General features: G+C 67.4%; 14 protein-coding genes. 6 read left to right on the forward strand and 8 right to left on the reverse strand.

Annotated features, from left to right (window positions below; all coding sequences use genetic code 11):
• The first annotated feature begins 30 nt into the window (after window positions 1-30).
• Complete coding sequence (locus tag B0G38_RS08050; RefSeq protein WP_264668954.1) at window positions 31-834, forward strand: RDD family protein; 804 nt, start codon at window positions 31-33, stop codon at window positions 832-834.
• 57 nt (window positions 835-891) lie between these two features.
• Here B0G38_RS08050 and B0G38_RS08055 read toward each other — a convergent pair whose 3' ends face one another.
• The 4 genes from B0G38_RS08055 to B0G38_RS08070 all read right to left on the reverse strand — a co-directional run bounded on the left by B0G38_RS08055 (window position 892) and on the right by B0G38_RS08070 (window position 4738).
• Window positions 892-2001: a pyridoxal-phosphate-dependent aminotransferase family protein gene (locus B0G38_RS08055; protein ID WP_264668955.1), complete on the reverse strand. Its 1110-nt coding sequence runs from the start codon at window positions 1999-2001 to the stop codon at window positions 892-894.
• A gap of 447 nt (window positions 2002-2448) precedes the next feature.
• Window positions 2449-3951 (reverse strand): adenosylhomocysteinase, encoded by a 1503-nt coding sequence (gene ahcY / locus B0G38_RS08060; RefSeq protein ID WP_264668956.1) that lies wholly within the window; start codon window positions 3949-3951, stop codon window positions 2449-2451.
• A gap of 19 nt (window positions 3952-3970) precedes the next feature.
• Window positions 3971-4243: a Trm112 family protein gene (locus B0G38_RS08065; protein WP_264668957.1), complete on the reverse strand. Its 273-nt coding sequence runs from the start codon at window positions 4241-4243 to the stop codon at window positions 3971-3973.
• Window positions 4244-4348: 105 nt separating this feature from the next.
• Complete coding sequence (locus B0G38_RS08070) at window positions 4349-4738, reverse strand: DUF3499 domain-containing protein (protein WP_264668958.1); 390 nt, start codon at window positions 4736-4738, stop codon at window positions 4349-4351.
• Window positions 4739-4829: 91 nt separating this feature from the next.
• On the opposite strand from B0G38_RS08070, the gene B0G38_RS08075 reads away from it, so the two are divergent.
• Entirely contained in the window at window positions 4830-5321 is a 492-nt protein-coding gene (locus B0G38_RS08075) for a metallopeptidase family protein (RefSeq protein WP_264668959.1), read from the forward strand.
• 36 nt (window positions 5322-5357) lie between these two features.
• Here the strand turns inward: B0G38_RS08075 and B0G38_RS08080 are convergent, their stop codons facing one another.
• The 3 genes from B0G38_RS08080 to B0G38_RS08090 all read right to left on the reverse strand — a co-directional run bounded on the left by B0G38_RS08080 (window position 5358) and on the right by B0G38_RS08090 (window position 11469).
• Complete coding sequence (locus tag B0G38_RS08080; protein WP_264668960.1) at window positions 5358-7271, reverse strand: DUF5719 family protein; 1914 nt, start codon at window positions 7269-7271, stop codon at window positions 5358-5360.
• Between the two features lie 2 nt (window positions 7272-7273).
• A complete protein-coding gene (locus B0G38_RS08085; protein WP_264668961.1) occupies window positions 7274-10798 on the reverse strand; it encodes a glycosyltransferase family 2 protein in 3525 nt (1174 codons plus the stop codon).
• A gap of 116 nt (window positions 10799-10914) precedes the next feature.
• Window positions 10915-11469 (reverse strand): WhiB family transcriptional regulator, encoded by a 555-nt coding sequence (locus B0G38_RS08090; RefSeq protein ID WP_264668962.1) that lies wholly within the window; start codon window positions 11467-11469, stop codon window positions 10915-10917.
• 449 nt (window positions 11470-11918) lie between these two features.
• Here B0G38_RS08090 and B0G38_RS08095 point away from each other — a divergent pair, with 449 nt between their 5' ends.
• Window positions 11919-12623, forward strand: a complete 705-nt coding sequence (locus B0G38_RS08095; RefSeq protein WP_264668963.1) for a TIGR03089 family protein — start codon at window positions 11919-11921, stop codon at window positions 12621-12623.
• Between the two features lie 28 nt (window positions 12624-12651).
• Here the strand turns inward: B0G38_RS08095 and B0G38_RS08100 are convergent, their stop codons facing one another.
• Entirely contained in the window at window positions 12652-13299 is a 648-nt protein-coding gene (locus tag B0G38_RS08100) for a GtrA family protein (RefSeq protein ID WP_264668964.1), read from the reverse strand.
• A 173-nt stretch (window positions 13300-13472) separates the two neighbouring features.
• Here B0G38_RS08100 and B0G38_RS08105 point away from each other — a divergent pair, with 173 nt between their 5' ends.
• The 3 genes from B0G38_RS08105 to B0G38_RS08115 are packed head-to-tail and all read left to right on the forward strand — an operon-like array spanning window position 13473 to window position 16845.
• Window positions 13473-14666, forward strand: coding sequence for a 5-(carboxyamino)imidazole ribonucleotide synthase (locus tag B0G38_RS08105; protein ID WP_264668965.1), 1194 nt, complete (start codon window positions 13473-13475; stop codon window positions 14664-14666).
• Window positions 14663-15175: a 5-(carboxyamino)imidazole ribonucleotide mutase gene (gene purE, locus B0G38_RS08110; protein ID WP_264668966.1), complete on the forward strand. Its 513-nt coding sequence runs from the start codon at window positions 14663-14665 to the stop codon at window positions 15173-15175. Before B0G38_RS08105 ends, purE begins: the two co-directional genes overlap by 4 nt.
• On the forward strand, window positions 15172-16845 hold the full coding sequence (locus B0G38_RS08115; RefSeq protein ID WP_264668967.1) for an LCP family glycopolymer transferase: 1674 nt from the start codon (window positions 15172-15174) through the stop codon (window positions 16843-16845). Before purE ends, B0G38_RS08115 begins: the two co-directional genes overlap by 4 nt.
• The last annotated feature ends 1 nt before the right edge of the window (window position 16846 follow it).

Below are 16846 nucleotides of genomic sequence, written 5' to 3' on the forward strand. Positions count from 1 at the left end.
GGGTCACCGGGCGCTCGGTAGAGTGGTGGCATGAGCAACATCGTCACGGGCGAGGCCGTGGTCCTGGAACTGCGTCCGGCGTCGTTCGGGGTACGCGCGCTGAGCTCGATGATCGACTGCATCATCAACTTCCTGCTGCTGATCCTGACCACCGCGTTCCTGGCGGAGACCGTGCAGATCGGGTTCGACCCGGCGGCGGCGCAGGCCCTGGTGCTGACCATGGTGGTGTTTTTCCTGGTGATCGTGCCCGTGACGCTCGAGACGCTGACCCGGGGCAAGTCGATCGGCCGGCTGATCATGGGACTGCGGATAGTGCGCGACGACGGCGGCTCCATCCGCTTCCGGCACGCCCTGATCCGTGGGCTGGTGGGCGTGTTCGAGCTGTACCTGCTGCTCGGTTCCGTGGCGTTCGTCGTCGCACTCTTCAATGACCGGTCCAAGCGGCTGGGCGATCTGCTCGCCGGGACCTACAGCATGCGCGAACGGGTGGGGGTCATCCCGCAGGAACTGCCGCACATTCCGCCGCAGCTGGTGCCGTGGGTGAAACTGACGGACATGGGCCGGCTGCCGGAGCCGCTGGCGCGCCGGATCTCCCAGTTCATCGTGCAGTCGCCCAAGATGATTCCCGCCTCGCGGGAACGGCTGGCGATCGATCTGGCGAACGAGACCTCGGGCTATGTTTCTCCCCCGCCGCCGACCGGTACCGCGCCCGAAATGTTCCTGATCGCGGTGATGGCCGAACGCCGCGAACGCGACTTCGCCCGGCTGAGCCGCCAGTACGATCGCTCCCAGGCGCAAAGCAAGCGGCTGCACTCGCTCCCGTTCCAGGACTGAGCGGCTTCGGTTCCAGGCTGATTAGCTGACCGGCCCGGAACCGAAGGCTCAATAAGGTCAGGCCTTGGCGATCGCTTCCTTGAGTGCGCCCAGCAGCAGCGCCACGGAGGCCGGGTTGGCGTTCGGCCCCATGAGCCCGATCCGCCACACGGTAGACGTGAACTGGCCAGCGCCGGCACCGATCTCGATGTTGAAGTTTTCCAGCAGGTAGCCGCGGACCGCCGCGGAGTCGACTCCCTCGGGCACCATTACCGTGGTCAGCTGCGGCAGCCGGTGGCCCTCGGCCGCAAACAGCTCCAGGCCCATTTCCTGCAGCCCGTCCTGCATCGCCTTGCCGGCCGAGCGGTGGCGTTCCGTCACCGCGTCCAGCCCCTCCGCCAGGATGCGGTTGATGCCCGCTTCGAGACTGGCAACCATGCCCACCGGAGCGGTGTGGTGGTACGCGCGCTGTCCGCCGGGGGCACCGTTGACGTAGCCGCCGAGCAGGCCCAGGTCCAGGTACCAGGACTGCGGCTTGGGCACGCGGCGCTCGAAGGCGCGGTCCGAAATGGTGAACGGCGCGAGGCCCGGGGCCACGCCGAGGCACTTCTGCGTGCCGGCATAGCCGACGTCGATGCCCCACTCGTCCGCGAGGATGGGCATGCCGCCGATGGACGTCACGGCGTCGGTAATCAGCAGGGCGTCACCCTTGATGGCGCCGAGGGCAGCGATATCGCTCCGGACGCCGGTGCTTGTCTCGGCGTGGACGGCGGCGATGACCGTGGGGTTCGGATGTGCGGCAGCCACCCGTTCGGCGTCCACCGGCGTGCCCCATTCGTGGTCCACTCGCACCACTTCGGCGCCGGCCCGCGAAGCGACCTCGCACATCCGCTCGCCGAAGAGCCCGTTCACAGCGACGACGGCGACGTCCCCGGACTGCACGGTATTGACGAAGGCGGCTTCCATGCCGGCCGAGCCGGTAGCGCTCAGCGGCAAGGTCCGCGCGTTCTTAGTCCCCCAGAGCACCCGCAGGCCCTCGTTGGTCCGGTCCATCCGCGCGATGAACTCCGGGTCCAGGTGCCCGATCAGCGGCAGGCCCAGCGCCGCGGTCGCCTCCGGGTACGGGTTGCACGGCCCCGGGCCAAACAGATGACGGGTGGGAATGATCCGATCCGGACTCATGGTCATGACGTCTGCATCCTAACGTTGTGAGCGGTTCCGGGTGCAGACAAACTGCACACCTCTCTTCATCATGCCAGCCGGCCCCGCTTTTCGCGCTTTGGCGGTCAGGACAGGACTATATGAACCATGGATCAGCGGATTGCAGGGCGCCCCGGCAGGGTGGATGGGTACCTGAGCCCGGCAAGTGGGAGGGGGACCGGAGCCCGGCGGGTTGGGGGGCGCTCTGCCGGACTCCGGAGTCTTGCTCACGCCGGTACCAGCGTCGGCTGGTCCTTGTGATCAAGACTGGAACCAATGGTGGCCTGCCGTTCTTTGAAAAACCTCAGTCCCAAATATCAATCCCCAACGACTCCCCATTCTGGGGGTGGCAGGAAAACGGCGGGCCGGGCACCCGAAGGTGACCGGCCCGCCGTCGTTCGCTGGAAGCGGTGGCGCGTTTAGTAGCGGTGCTGCTTAGTAGCGGTAGTGCTCCGGCTTGTACGGCCCGGCCACATCCACGTCCAGGTACTCGGCCTGTTCCTTGTTCAGTTCCGTCAACTCCACGCCGAGGGCGCCGAGGTGCAGGCGGGCGACCTTCTCGTCCAGGATCTTCGGCAGCACGTAGACCTGCTTGGCGTATTCCGGCTCGCCGGTGGTTGAGTCCGCCGCGGGCTTTCCGGCCTTGGTGAACAGCTCGATCTGCGCGATGGTCTGGTTGGCGAAGGAGTTGCTCATGACGAAGGACGGGTGGCCGGTGGCGTTGCCCAGGTTCAGCAGTCGGCCCTCGGAGAGCACGATGATGGAGCGCCCCTCCTTGCCTGCGGCGGGGTCAGCGTCGAAGACCCACTCGTGGACCTGCGGCTTGATCTCGACCTTCTGCACGCCGTCGATCTTCTCAAGCCCGGCGATGTCGATCTCGTTGTCGAAGTGGCCGATGTTGCCGACGATGGCCTTGTTCTTCATCTTCAGCATGTCGGAGGCCATGATGACGTCCTTGTTGCCGGTGGTGGTGATGAAGATGTCACCCTGATCCACAACCTTCTCCAGCGTGGTGACCTGGTAGCCGTCCATGGCGGCCTGCAGTGCGCAGATCGGGTCGATCTCGGTGACGATCACGCGCGAGCCCTGGCCGCGCAGTGCCTCCGCGGCGCCCTTGCCCACATCGCCGTAACCGCAGACGACGGCGACCTTGCCGCCCATGAGGACGTCGGTGGCGCGGTTGATGCCGTCCGGCAGGGAGTGGCGGATGCCGTACTTGTTGTCGAACTTGGACTTGGTGACCGAGTCGTTGACGTTGATGGCAGGGAAGAGCAGCTTGCCCTGTTCGGCCAGTTGGTACAGGCGGTGCACGCCCGTGGTGGTTTCCTCGGTCACGCCCAGGATGCCGCCGGCGATGCGGGTCCACCGCTGCGGGTCCTCGGCCAGCGACTTGCGCAGCACGTCGAGGATGATCGTGTACTCGTGGGCGTCATCGGAAGTGGCGTCCGGAACGGCGCCGGCGGCCTCGAACTCGACGCCCTTGTGCAGCAGCAGGGTGGCGTCGCCGCCGTCGTCGAGAATCATGTTGGGGCCGAGCTCGGGGTTCTCGGCCGCGCCGGGCCAGTTGAGGATCTGTGTGGCGGTCCACCAGTACTCTTCGAGTGTCTCACCCTTCCAGGCGAAAACCGGCACACCCTGCGGGTCTTCAACGGTTCCCTTGCCGACGACGATGGCCGCGGCAGCCTCGTCCTGGGTGGAGAAGATGTTGCAGGAGGCCCAGCGGACCTCGGCACCGAGCGCGGTCAGCGTCTCGATCAGCACCGCAGTCTGCACGGTCATGTGCAGCGACCCGGCGATACGGGCGCCCTTGAGCGGCTGGCTGGCGCCGAATTCTTCGCGCAGGGACATCAGGCCCGGCATTTCGTGCTCGGCGAGGCGGATCTGGTGGCGGCCGGCCTCGGCCAGGGAAAGGTCCTTGACCTTGTAATCGAATGACATGTGTTCTCCTGGGCGTTGGTTAGGCGTCGGTTGCCGGGGTGTTCGGGGAATTGTCGGTGGCGGGCTGCGCGCTGGCGGCCTGAGCGTCTGTGGGCCGGGCTTCGGCTGCCTGCGCAGCTTCGTGCAGCGCAGGCGGGAGCAGGACGGGGATGCCCTCGTCGATGCGGTAGCGCAACTGCTGGCCGCTGGCGTCCTTCGCGCTGGAAACCAGTTCCTCGCCTTCCTGGACCAGCGACGATCCGGTCACCGGGCAGCGCAGGACGGCAAGCAGTTCAGGGGAAAGATGTGCCATGGTGATAGTTTCCTTTGATCCTGTGATCCTGGCGTCAGGACGTACCGGCACGCAGACGGCCAGGGCTGGCCGGCGGCGCGGATTTCTTCACTTCAGGTTATCGCCCTACTGCTGTCCGCGCAGAATGCGCAGGTGCCCGCGGCGGGCTCCGCCGGACTCGGACGGCGGTTCGATCGGTTCGCGCAGGCCGCGCTGGGCCGGTGCTTCGTCCGGATTGTCGGGGACCGTTCCTGCCTGGCGGACCGCCTTGGCCAGGGCCATCAGGTCATCGGTGTTCGGGACGGGAGGCTGTTCCGGCAGGGCCAGCCGCATGACTTCCCAGCCGCGCGGTACCGTCAGGCGCTCCGCGTGTATGGCGCACAGGTCGTAGCAGTGCGGTTCGGCGTAGGTAGCCAGCGGCCCGAGGACGGCCGTGGAATCGGCATACACGTACGTCAAAGTAGCGATGGCCGACCGTTGACAGGCCGAGCGTGAACATTGGCGTATGGATCCCACGACTATGCATCCTACCCGTCTCCCTCCCGCAGAACGTGCAGCGGCACGCTCCGGAAGTGCTTTTGTCCGCACACAGGATTAGAGTCGATATATGAAAAACGGTTCGTCGCTCAATGTCAGGCTGAGTGATGCAGCGCAGTCCGGGGGCAGTTCAAGGCCGTTCGAAAGACGACGGCGGAACCGCCACGGGCGTGGACTGCGCGGTGAGCTTCTGCCCGCCCACCTGCCGGGCAACCGCACCCGGGAGGAACGGTTCGAAGGCTGGGTCTCGGACTCCGCGGAACGGCTTCACTATTTGTGGGGGGACCCCATCGAGGCCACCCAATTCGTGGTCGCCGAAATCCCGCCGAACCTGGAGGAACTGGTTGCCGCCGGCGGCCCCGCACCCCTTGGCAGCTTCACTCCCGCGGCTCCGGGACGGCCCGCCGTCGTTACTGTCTTCCGGCGTCCGGTGGAGCGGGAGGCCGAGAGCAAGGAAGAGCTGCCGGAACTGGTGCACGACGTCGTGGTTGAGCAAGCCGCCGAATTGCTCGGCATGGCCCCAGAGGCCGTCGATCCCAGCTACGGGCGCACCCGCTCCTAACCCAGTCAGCCCTGCTGACTCAGTAGCCCAACTGCCTCAGTAGCCCAGGAAAACCGGGACGCTCTGCCTGCCCTGCGTTCCAGGCGGAACAGCCAACACCGAGATGTTCGGCGAACTGCCGGTGAAGGCCACCTGCGAGGCGTAGACCGGATCCCCGGTGGCACCGATCAGGAGGGCTGCCGGATCCGCACCGTTAGCCTTCGGGTTCAGCGAGACGGTGCTTCCGCCCGGCACGTCGACTACCCGCTCGGTGCCGAGCTGGCCGTTCGCACTGATTGGCGTCACGCTGACCTTTGCGTTGCCCTCCGGTGCGATGAACGTGAACCGGGAGCTGACGCCGCCGGGCACGATGGCAAGGTGTTCGCTGCCCAACCGGTCGGTGGACGGAGCCCAGCCGAAATCCACCGGGTCGCCTTCGCCCGTGCCTCGGCTCACCCGTCCCGAAGCCACTACGGACACATCCGAGGTCACCTCCGCCGAGTACGTTCCCTCCGGAAGCGAGTCGAGCGGGATGGCGGACACCGTACCCGCGGCGACGTTGAACACGCCCCCGCCGGGCAGGGCCACCTGGCCCTTCGGACCGAAAACGCGTACTTCCACCGTGGCGTCGCTGGCGCCCGGAACCACCACGTTCAGGGCCGGCGAGGCACTCCCGTACCCGGACTGCCCGCGGATCTCCTGCGCGGTTTTTTCGTCCTGCACCGCGATCCCGGTGACCACCTGGCTCAGGCTCGCGCCAGCCGACGGCTGCAGCAACTCCACGCCGCCGGGCGTGAGCTCGCGCAGAATGCTCTGCTGGATGGTGCCTACAATCGGGCCGCCGGAGGAACTGACATGCACGGCCAGCGATTCCTGGTTGGCGGCCAGACCCGCCAGCACAATGGACTTCGATTCACCCGGGGCGATGAGCAGCCCGCGGCTGCCGGCGGCCTGGATCGGCCCCTCGGCACCGACGAGTTCCAGGTCCACGGTGGACGCGGTTTCGGTGGCGTTGTAGAGGTTGAGCACGGCGCTGCTGCCCACCGTGGTGGAGGCGCCGAGCAGCCAGAAATCGTTCGACGGCGTCATGCAGTTGGCCGCGGCCAGACCGCGCAGGTCGCCGTCTTCTGCGGTGTAGGTCATCGTCGCGCCCGCCTGCGGATGCTGCTGCCCCATTGGCTCGACAGTCAGTACGGTGGCAGCCGAAATGTCCTGGCTGGGAACCACTTCCGCCAGGACCTTCGTCTCCCCTGCTTCGCTGCGGCCGGTGCTCCCGGCCTCACCGGTGAACTCCGCGATCTCGCGCAGCGCAGAGTCCGAGCCGAGTTCGAACAGTGCGCTGCCGGGCACCGTTCCGCCCAAGTCACTCAGAACGACGGCGCGTGCCCGGGTTTCCGCCGTATTGGAGACGGGGCTGAACTCGGGATCCACCTCTTCAGCCGAGCTGTCCAGGAGTTTCAGCGGCTCGGGGCAGACGCCGGTGTACTCGCCCGCCGGGACGGCGGCCGAAACGGGCGGCAGCTCGGCGGCGGCCCGGGGCGGTTGCATGACGCTGCCGGCGACAATGCCGCCGGTACCGAGAACGAGGATGCCCAGCCCGGCGGCAAGACCAACCAGGCGGCCGTTCTTCTTGCCGGCCACGGACTCACCTTCCCGACCATCCGCGCGCGGCGTTACACTCGCCGTCGGATCGGCATCGTCAGCAGCCGCCTCAGCCGCGGGAGCAGACGCCTCCGTCTTGGCTGCGGGAGCGACGGCCGTCGTTTTTGCGGCCCGGGCAGACGCCTTCGTCTTGGCGGCCGGGGCCGAACCTGCGTCCGACGACTTTGCTGCCGCTGCCTCTTGAGCCTTGGCAGCCCTCGCGGCACGGCGCCCCTTGCGGGTCCCGCGATCGGCCTTCCCGGAGGCAGCACCCTGCGGATCGGCAGGGCCGGGCTGCTCGTCGGGCTGGTTGTCAGGCTTGTCTGCCATGGCTACGATTCCTTCCCTGCCGTGGCAGGTGCCGCGTCGGCGTTGTGCCTGTCGGCGCGGTCGATCTCGTGGGCGGCGATCCGCAGTTCTTCTGGGCTGCTGTCCGTGCCGGTGGTTCTGATGTGGTCGATCCGCCGCGGCACAAAGCGCTGCCGGGACGGGATCGGGACGGCCAGCAGCACGGTGATGCCGAGGAATATGATCTGCACGATGGCTACCCAGATGCCCCACGGGTTGGTGTAGCTGATCCGCAGTTCACCGCCGGCTTCGGGCACCTTGAATGCCTGCGCCCAGCCGTTCTCTGCCTGTTCGAGCGGCTGTCCGTCGAGGGTCGCCGTCCAGCCTGGATCCATCCGTTCGGCCAGGACCACCATGCGCCCGGCGTTGCCTTCGGGAATGGTGGTTCCGGCGCTGGTCCAGGAGGACGGCACCGTCTGCAGCAGGGCCCCGGTGCTGTCAATCACGCGCACGCGGCTGGTCAGGGTGCTGCTGGCCTCGCCGTCGCCGCTCTGGTCCGGAACCACACGCCACAGCCAGCCGGAATCCGTCCGGCCCACGGCGCTGAGGCCGGGTACGGCATCGATCCGGTTGGCCAGCAGTTCCGCGGAACTGTCCGACTGCTGGACCACCACAAAGCCGACACCGAGCCGGGCCAGTTCCTCCCGCGGGTCCACGCCGGTGCCGGCGGCGATCACGGCCACCGCGTTCCGGGCGGCCGCGGTGGCGTCGTCGTCCTCCCGGCGTTCAGCGTCCAAGAGACCACCGGTAATGGAGCGGGCCGCGTAGATCGGGGACAGCTGGTCCATGGTGGTGCCGCCGCTGTGCATCACGGCGGCGCTGATCGAACCGCTCTCGCTGCTCAGCACCAGCGAGCGGGTGCGCTCGGGCCCGGTCCCCCGGTCCGTGGCCGTGGCGGGCAGGATCCGCGCCTGGCTGGGCTCGAGCTGCATGTCGGTGCCGAAGTCGGTCAGGGTGCGCCCTTCGGCGGCGACGGTTTCCTCGGCGATCAGCTGCGGCACGAGCCAGTGCGCCAGATTAAGCACGGGGCCGGCAGCCAGAACAACGACGGCGGCAATGGCTACGGCGCGGAAGGCACCCTTGCGTTCCTTCCGCGGCTCGTTCAAGGTGTGCAGGCGCCGCACGCCGCTGTCCCCGCCGATCAGGGCGGCGGCCATGAGCAGGAACAGCGCCAGCGAAACGAACGGGCCGGTGAACGGGGGCACCATGGCTCCCGGGGCGATGGCGGTGGCGATCATCGCGGAGACCCAGCTGGCCGCCAGGGTCACGATCGCGCCCAGCCAGGACAGGCGGGCAACGCCGGCGCTGCGGCCGGGAAGCAGCAGGCCGACAGCGGCCAGCACCAGCATCGGTACGCCGGTGATCAGCGCGAAGGCCAACGCCCACGGGCCTTGGCCCAGGGACTCGAGGAAGCCGAAGGCGCCCAGTCCGGCGAAGGGATCAAACGCCACGGGGAAGCCCATGACCTGCTGCCAGAGCGGGGCGCCGTCGAAGAACAGCGGCAGGCCCGGGTCGCCGAGCAGCGCCCGAGGGGTGTCGATCGCGGTCAGGAACATCGGCAGGGCGAGCGCCAGGGGCGGCACCAGCGACCACCAGACGGTTTTGGCGCGCCGGCCGCGCTTGAGGCAGATGATGCCGACGAAAATGATGAAGACCGGCAGCAGCGCCGGGGCGGAAGCGGTGATGACGGCCAGGCAGAGACCGGCGGCAGCGGCGGCGGTCCAGGACGGAATGCCGTTGATGCCGGGCTTGCGGATGACCTCGGGACGGGGCTTGAGCGGATCCGGGTTCAGCCGCTGCACCGCGGAGCCGCTTGCGCGGACCAGGCCCAGCACGGCCCACGGAATCATCAGGTGTGCGATCAGTGCGCCGAGCCGGCCGGAGCCGAGGGCTACCTGGAGAACCGGCAGGGTGGCCCAGAAGAAAGCTGCCCAGAGGCGCAGCGAGCGGCGCTGGGTGAAGGCACCGGCGGCCACCCACGCCGCGAGCCCGGCCAGCGGCATCGCCAGCAGGATCAGCGTGAGGACCGCGGCGGAGCCGTTGCCCAGCGCGAGGATTGCCAGCACGGCCAGCACATAGCCGAACGGATCACCGTGGCCGGGCATGCCCGAACCGAGACTGATCCACCAGGCGGAGGCATTGTGCCAGATCTCGCCCAGATCCGCGGAGACCGGAAGGAGGGCGCCGCCGGCCAGCGCCGGAACGCAGAGGAAGCCGAACATGCCGATGATGGATACCAGCGCCAGGATCAGGGTGGCGGCCACGGCGCCGGTGCCGACCCAGGTCCGTAGCGGCGAGGCCATGGATGCGAATTCGTCGGAACCGCCCGTGGGTTCGAAGCTGCCGGAGATGTCGGTGCCCGTGCCGTCCCCCAGCACATGCTCGGCGCTGACGGATTCCATCAGCGAGCGGCGGTAGGCAAAAACATCCTGCCGTTTGACCATCAGCGGCTTGATGATGCTTCTGGATGACCTGCGGGTGGCGCCGGCCTGCTTGCGTGCCAGCAGGAATTCCCGCGGCCGAAACAGGGCGGACAAGGTGGCCAGGAGCTGCCGCAGGCCGTGTCCCGGGTCCTTGGCAACGGTGCTGATAATGAAGCTGAAGAAACCGCCGAGCAGCGTGCCGATCCACAGGAACGGCAGCTGCCACCACGCCGCGTGCTTCAGCCGCAGGTGGATCTGGGACCGCCGGGCTGCCATGGCGGCGGCATGCGGGTTGCCGCGTGAGGTTGCATGCCGCACTGTCGCCGTCGGCACCACGACTACGCGGTTGCCGGCCAGCCGGTTGCGCCAGCAGAGGTCCACGTCGTCGCCGATGCCGGGCAGCGCGGGGTCGAAGCCACCCAGTTCCTCGAACGCATCGCGGCGGATCAGCATGCCGGCGGAGTTCACGGCGAAGAAGTCACTGCGGCCGTTGTACTGGCCCTGGTCCATCTCGTCCAGGTCGATCATGGTCAGCCGTTCGGCGCCGCGCGTCACCGTCAGCCCGACGTCGATCAGCTTGCGCGGATTCTTCCAGTCCACCTGCTTGCAGCCGGCAATGGTGACCGACGGCGCGGTTTCCACGGCGAGCAGCAGTTCTTCCAGCGCGTTCGGTTCCGGGGCGGAGTCATCATGCAGCAGCCACACCCATTCCTGCACCCGGCGGCCGGACGCAGCTACAGGCGGCGTAGCTGCGCCGGCGGAAGCGTCCATAGCCATGCCGCCGGGAGCCGAAGATGCGCCGCCCGCGGTCCCCGCCGCAACCTGGGAAACCTCCTGGCCCGCCACTGCCGGGCGGGAAGCCTCGGCCAGTGCGTCCGCCTGGCCTGAAGCCGGGGACGATACGGAGGCGGCGGGCGCAACAGCGGCCGGGACGCCGTCGTCGTTCTTGTGGTTCTTAAGCTCGTCCAGGGCAACGCGCACCGCGGTGCCGAATCCGGCCCGGGCAGAGGCTTTGACCACGGGGCTCCCCGCCGGCAGCGTCTGTTCCAGGAGCGCAACCGAGTCGTCGGTGGAGCCGGTGTCCACGCCGATGTGGAAGTCAGCCGGCCGGGTTTGCGCGTTGAGGGCAGCGAGCGTCTCGGGCAGGAAATCGCCGCCGTTGTGCGCGACAACAACGGCGGTAACGCGAACTTGCTGGTGAATTAGACTGCCCGCTTCCTTAGGCGTCGGCGCTCGCGCTCCGAAAGACCGCCCCAGATTCCAAAGCGTTCGTCATTGGCCAAGGCATACTCCAGGCACTGGGAGCGCACGGTGCACGCACCGCAGACCTTTTTGGCGTCCCGGGTTGAGCCGCCCTTTTCGGGGAAGAACGCCTCCGGGTCCGTCTGGGCGCACAGGGCATCCGCCTGCCAGCCCAGCTCGCCCTCATCGTCAAAGCCCGAACCGAATCCGGGCAGACCGATCCAGGCAGGCTGTTCCTGCGGCGGCGCGACCTCATGCAGGATGCGCGGAGCGGCCAATTCATGTGTTTCGTCGGCCTGCAGATCCTCGACGTCGGCAGCAAGTGCTTGATGCGCGGCGAGAAATGCGGTGGCCTGGTTTTCCAGAGACTGCTGGCTTGTTTCGTGGTAGCGCTCTGCCGCGGTGGGATCAGCCGGATCCACGTACCAGTCCGCTGGTACGCCGCGGGAACCGTACCGGACTGAAGCCTGTGCCTCTAATTCCGAACGGTCCGTTATACGCTCTGCCTGCCCCATGAGCCCTCCCGGTGTCGTTGTCCCAGCGTGGTGCCAGATTTGCAATGGCCCGATAACAGCCGCTGCGTCTTCATTGCTGTTACAAATCCGATACCTAATTACATGGGTGTAAGTCGCCCAAGTCAAGCCAAAGCGGGAATCCTATCTACTCCGACGGCTAAAAAGCGTGCACGCCACGCCCGAAAGCGTGGGCGGGGTTGCCGGGCGCGCCGGAAAGCCCGTTATCTCAAGGAATACGCAAGCTGCAGCCTAATTTACTACTCGTGGCCGGTGGTGTCAGCGGGGCGGATGTGATCTGTGGATAGCAGAAGTACGTGGCCGGCGTTCGCTGCGCACTCACGCTGAATCCCCGTACTGAAGCAATCCCGCTCCGATGCCGACGCAAGCGCCTGCCGGATCTACGCTGGGAAGCAAGCGCATCCGAACCGTCCTACCCTCAAGGAGCACCCGTGCATTCAGTGAGCACCATCGACCAGCTGCTGGCAGTCCTGCGCCCGGACTCCTCCCCCGCGCTCATCTGGTACGGCCCGGATGGCGAAAGAGTCGAGCTCTCCGGAAGGGTGCTGGACAACTGGGTGGCGAAAACAGCAAACCTGCTCTCGGAGGAACTGGACGCGGAGCCCGGCACGGTCATCCGGCTGGCGATGCCGCCGCATTGGCGGTCCATGGTGTGGGCGCTGGCCGGCTGGCAGACCGGCGCCACGCTGACTGTGGACGCTGCCTCGAACGGCGGCGGCACGGAGCCTGACGTCGTCGTTAGCAATGAGCTGGACCAGCTGGGCGACGGCCCGGCGTACCAGGTTGCTGTTGCCGAGGGAGCGCTGGCGCTGGGCTGGCCGGGTGCGCTGCCCGAGGGCGTGCTGGATTACGCGGCCGAAGTGCGTTCCTACGGCGACGTGTTTATGGGCATGGGTTCGGCCGAGAACTCGGCAACTGCCTTGGAGCACGACGGCGGCTCGCTCACCTTTGATGCGCTGCTGCACCGCGAGCCTGTCAACCGGAACATCCTGATTCCCACGACGTCGGACTGGTTCACCACCTTGACCGAGGCCGTGGCCACCTGGCTCGGCGGCGGAACCGTGGTGCTGCGCCACCCGTCGATTCACGACACGGCGAAGCTGGTGGCCAACGAACGGATCACCGAACAGCTCTAGGTTGGCGGCGGGAGCCGGGTTCAGGTAGCTAGGACGAGCTTCCGGAGTCCGGACGGCGGCGGCCGGGACCGGCCACGTGTCCATCGCGGGCCTGGCTATCGCGCGGCTGATCATCGCCGCTCTGACCGTTTGCACTGGCTCGGCCTGCACCGTTTTCTTCAACGCGGTCATGCCCGACACCGACGTGCTCGTGCTCGAAGATTTCGTGGTCGTGCGCGAACTCCGGCTCGGCATCCAGCTCGGCATTGAAGACCAGGAAGCGGTAGGCAAAGAAGCGCATGACCGTGGCCACCACGGTGCCGAAGATGCCGGCGATCAGCAGCTCGGTGCGGCCTTCGATGTCCAGCGGGTACTTGGCAATCCAGACACACCCGGCCGAAATGAGCATGCCGATGACGTTAATCACTACGAACATGATCAGTTCGCGGACGGGATTTGGCTGCCGCCGGTCGCGGAAGGTCCAGTAGCGGTTGGCTACCCACGAAAACAGCGTGGCCACCGACGCCGAAACCAGACGGGCCTTGACCTCGCTGTCCGACATGGGGCCGTTGATCAGCCACCAGTAAAGGCCGTTGTCGATGACGAAAGCCACGCCGCCGACGGTCCCGAACTTCGCCACCTCCCGCCAGAACAGCGAGATGAGACCCCGGATGCGGTCGGCCATCGTTTTGTGCATGAGCTTCAGCGGGATCCTTTTCCTCAACGGGTAGCGCCGGATGGGCACCGAGGGCCCATTCTAAGTCGGGCGGCTGAATGTTTCCTAGGACATCGGCCCGGGTCAGCGAAGGTTAGCAGTGCCGCACGGCCGGGAATAGGGCTATCGGGGATGTGGTTCGGTACGCTAACTACGTGACTTTTCCAGTAATTGGCGTTGTTGGCGGCGGCCAGCTAGCCCGCATGATGGCTCCCTGTGCAGTAGCCCTTGGCTTTGAACTCCGTGTCCTGGCCGAGGCCGAAGACGTCTCGGCGGTGGCCGCCGTGGCGAAGGCTCCGGTAGGCGACTACAAGGATCTGGACACGCTGCGCCAGTTCGCCCAGGGCCTGGATGTGATGACTTTCGACCACGAGCACGTGCCCACCGAGCACCTGCAGACCCTGATCGGCGAGGGCGTTAATGTCCAGCCGCAGCCGGATGCGCTGATCCACGCGCAGGACAAACTCATCATGCGCGGCGTCGTCGAAAAGCTCGGCCTGCCCAACCCGGCCTGGGCCGCTGTTTCCACTGTTGAGGAGCTGGTCGCGTTCGGCGAGGAGACCGGCTGGCCGGTGGTGCTCAAGACTCCGCGCGGCGGTTATGACGGCAAGGGCGTGCGCATGATTGACGACGCCGGCGCTGCCGCGGCTGCCGCTGACTGGTTCACCGGCACACCGCTGCTGGCCGAGGACAAGGTGGACTTCAGCCGCGAGCTCTCCGCGCTGGTGGCACGCACGCCTTCCGGCGAGGCCAAGGCCTGGCCGGTGGCCCACACCATCCAGGTGGACGGCGTCTGCGACGAGGTCATCGCCCCGGCCCAGGAACTTTCCGCCGAGGTGGCCGAGGCCGCCCAGCAGGCAGCCCTTCGCCTGGCCCAGGAGCTTGGCGTTACCGGTGTGATGGCCGCGGAGCTGTTCGAGACGCCCGGCCAGGGCCAGGGTTTCGTCATCAACGAGCTGGCCATGCGCCCGCACAACACCGGCCACTGGACCATGGACGGCTGCGTGACCAGCCAGTTCGAGCAGCACCTGCGCGCGGTCCTGGACCTGCCGCTGGGCGATACGGCGGCACTGGGCGCCGTCGTCGTGATGAAGAATTACCTGGGCGGGGCCAACACGGACCTGTTCGGCGCCTACCCGCGGGCGCTGGCCGCGGAGCCGGACGTCAAGGTCCACGGCTACGGCAAGTCGGTCCGTCCCGGCCGGAAAATCGGACATGTTAATGTGGTGGGCCGGCACGCTTCGGACGTGGACGTGCTGCGCACCAAGGCCGCGAGGGTGGCCGCGATCATCCGCGACGGGGCAGACCCGCAGCGCGCCGGTGCAGACCCGCAGGAAGGCAACTTATGAGCGAAAACCCGATTGTCGGCGTCGTCATGGGCTCCGATTCGGACTGGCCCGTCATGCAGGCTGCGGCCGCGGCGCTGGAAGAATTCGGTATCCCCTACGAGGCCGACGTGGTCTCCGCGCACCGCATGCCCGAGGACATGATCCGCTACGGCAAAGAGGCCCAGGGCCGCGGGCTGCGCGCCATCATCGCCGGGGCCGGCGGCGCCGCGCACCTGCCGGGCATGCTGGCGTCGGTCACTATGCTGCCGGTCATCGGGGTTCCGGTGCCGCTGAAGACGCTGGACGGCATGGATTCGCTGCTGTCCATCGTGCAGATGCCCGCCGGCGTTCCCGTGGCCACCGTCTCGATCGGCGGTGCCCGCAACGCCGGGCTGCTGGCGGTCCGGATGCTGGCCGCCGGAACCGATGACCTTGCCGCCCGGCTGCAGCCGCAGCTGGCCGACTTCGCCGCTGAGCTGCGCCAGAGCGCGTACGACAAGGGTGAAGCCCTGCGGGCAAAATTGTCATGACGCCGCGCATCGCCCCCCAGGACAGTCCACGCCGCGGCAAACGCAACGGCGACGACGGCTACGGCGTCACCGACCCGGTCCGCTACCCGCAAAGCGCGCCGGCACCGGTACGGACCAAGCGCGCGTTCATCCTGCTGCTGCTGACCCTGTTCATCCCTGGCAGTGCACAGCTGGTGGCGGGCAACCGCGACCTCGGCCGCAAGGCGCTGCGGGTGACCTTCACCGTGTGGGCGCTGCTGATTGCCGCGGGCATCGTGGCCCTGGTGAACTGGCCGACGCTGGTCAACATCGCCACCCACCGCTGGGGTTCGCTGGTGCTGGTCATTGTGCTGGCGGCGCTGGCGCTGTTCTGGGCGTTCCTGTTCCTGGACACGCTGCGGATCATCCGGCCCGGCCTGCTCGCGCCGGGCATGCGCCCGATTGTGGCGGTCTGCCTGGTGGCGCTGATGGCGCTGACCGCGGGCTCGCTGGGCTACGGCGCTTACCTGATGAACGTGGGGCGCGGCACGCTCGGCACCATCTTCGAAACCCGGCCGGCATTCGATCCGGTGGACGGGCGCTACAACTTCCTGCTGATGGGCGGCGACGCCGGGGCCGGCCGTGTGGGCCTGCGCCCGGACAGCATCCAGGTGGTCAGCGTGGACGCCAAGACCGGCCAGACCGTCATGTTCGGCATTCCGCGCAACTTCCAGAATGCCCCGTTCCCGGAAGACTCGCCCATGCACGCGGTCTACCCGGATGGCTTCAACTGCGGCGACGAGTGCATCATCAACGCGCTCTACGTGGACGTGGAGCAGAACTACGCGCACCTCTACCCGGACGCCAAAAACCCGGGTGCCGAGGCCATGAAGGATGCGGTCAGCGGCATCCTCGGCATCGAAATCCAGGCCTACGCGCTGGTGGACATGGGCGGTTTCGAGGCGCTGGTGGACGCCATGGGCGGCATCACCGTGGACGCCGGCGGCTGGGTCCCCATTTCCAGCAGCACCATCCCCGGCACCAACCAGCATTACCCGCCGAAGGGCTGGATCGCCCCGGGCGTGCAGGAGCTGGACGGCTACCACGCGCTTTGGTACGCCCGTTCGCGCGAATTCGCCACCGATTATGACCGCGTGCAGCGGCAGCAGTGCGTGATGACCGCGATGGTCAAGCAGCTGGACCCTGCCACCGTGCTGACCCGCTTCCAGCAGCTGGCGTCGGCCGGCGAGGAGGTTGTGGAGACTGACATTCCCAGCGAGCAGCTCGGCAGCTTCGTCTCGCTGGCGATGAAGGCCAAGGGGCAGGAGATCGAGCGGCTGACCATCGGCCCGCCGGACTTCGGCACCCCCTCGGACAACTTCGTCACCTTCCCGGACTTCAGCCAGATCCACCCTCGTGTTCAGGAGATGTTCATCCAGGAAGAGGAGACTAAGGAAGCTGGCGGCGACGCGGGCTCCAAGCCGGACAGCGGTTCGGATTCCTCCGGTGACAACAACGACGGCGGCGCGGATTCGGGCGGCACCGCGGAGGACACTTCGGCTAACGACGGCGGCGCCGAAGCCCCGGCGGAGACACCGGCTGAACAGGCTCCGGAGATCACCGAGGAGTACCTGCAGCAGCTGGCCGTCATCGGCGACACGGCAACGCTTTCGTCGATCGTGCGAGGCAACGGGGAATGCTCGGTGCCCTAGC

It is taken from the genome of Crystallibacter permensis, assembly GCF_025960875.1.
GTDB lineage: Bacteria > Actinomycetota > Actinomycetes > Actinomycetales > Micrococcaceae > Crystallibacter > Crystallibacter permensis.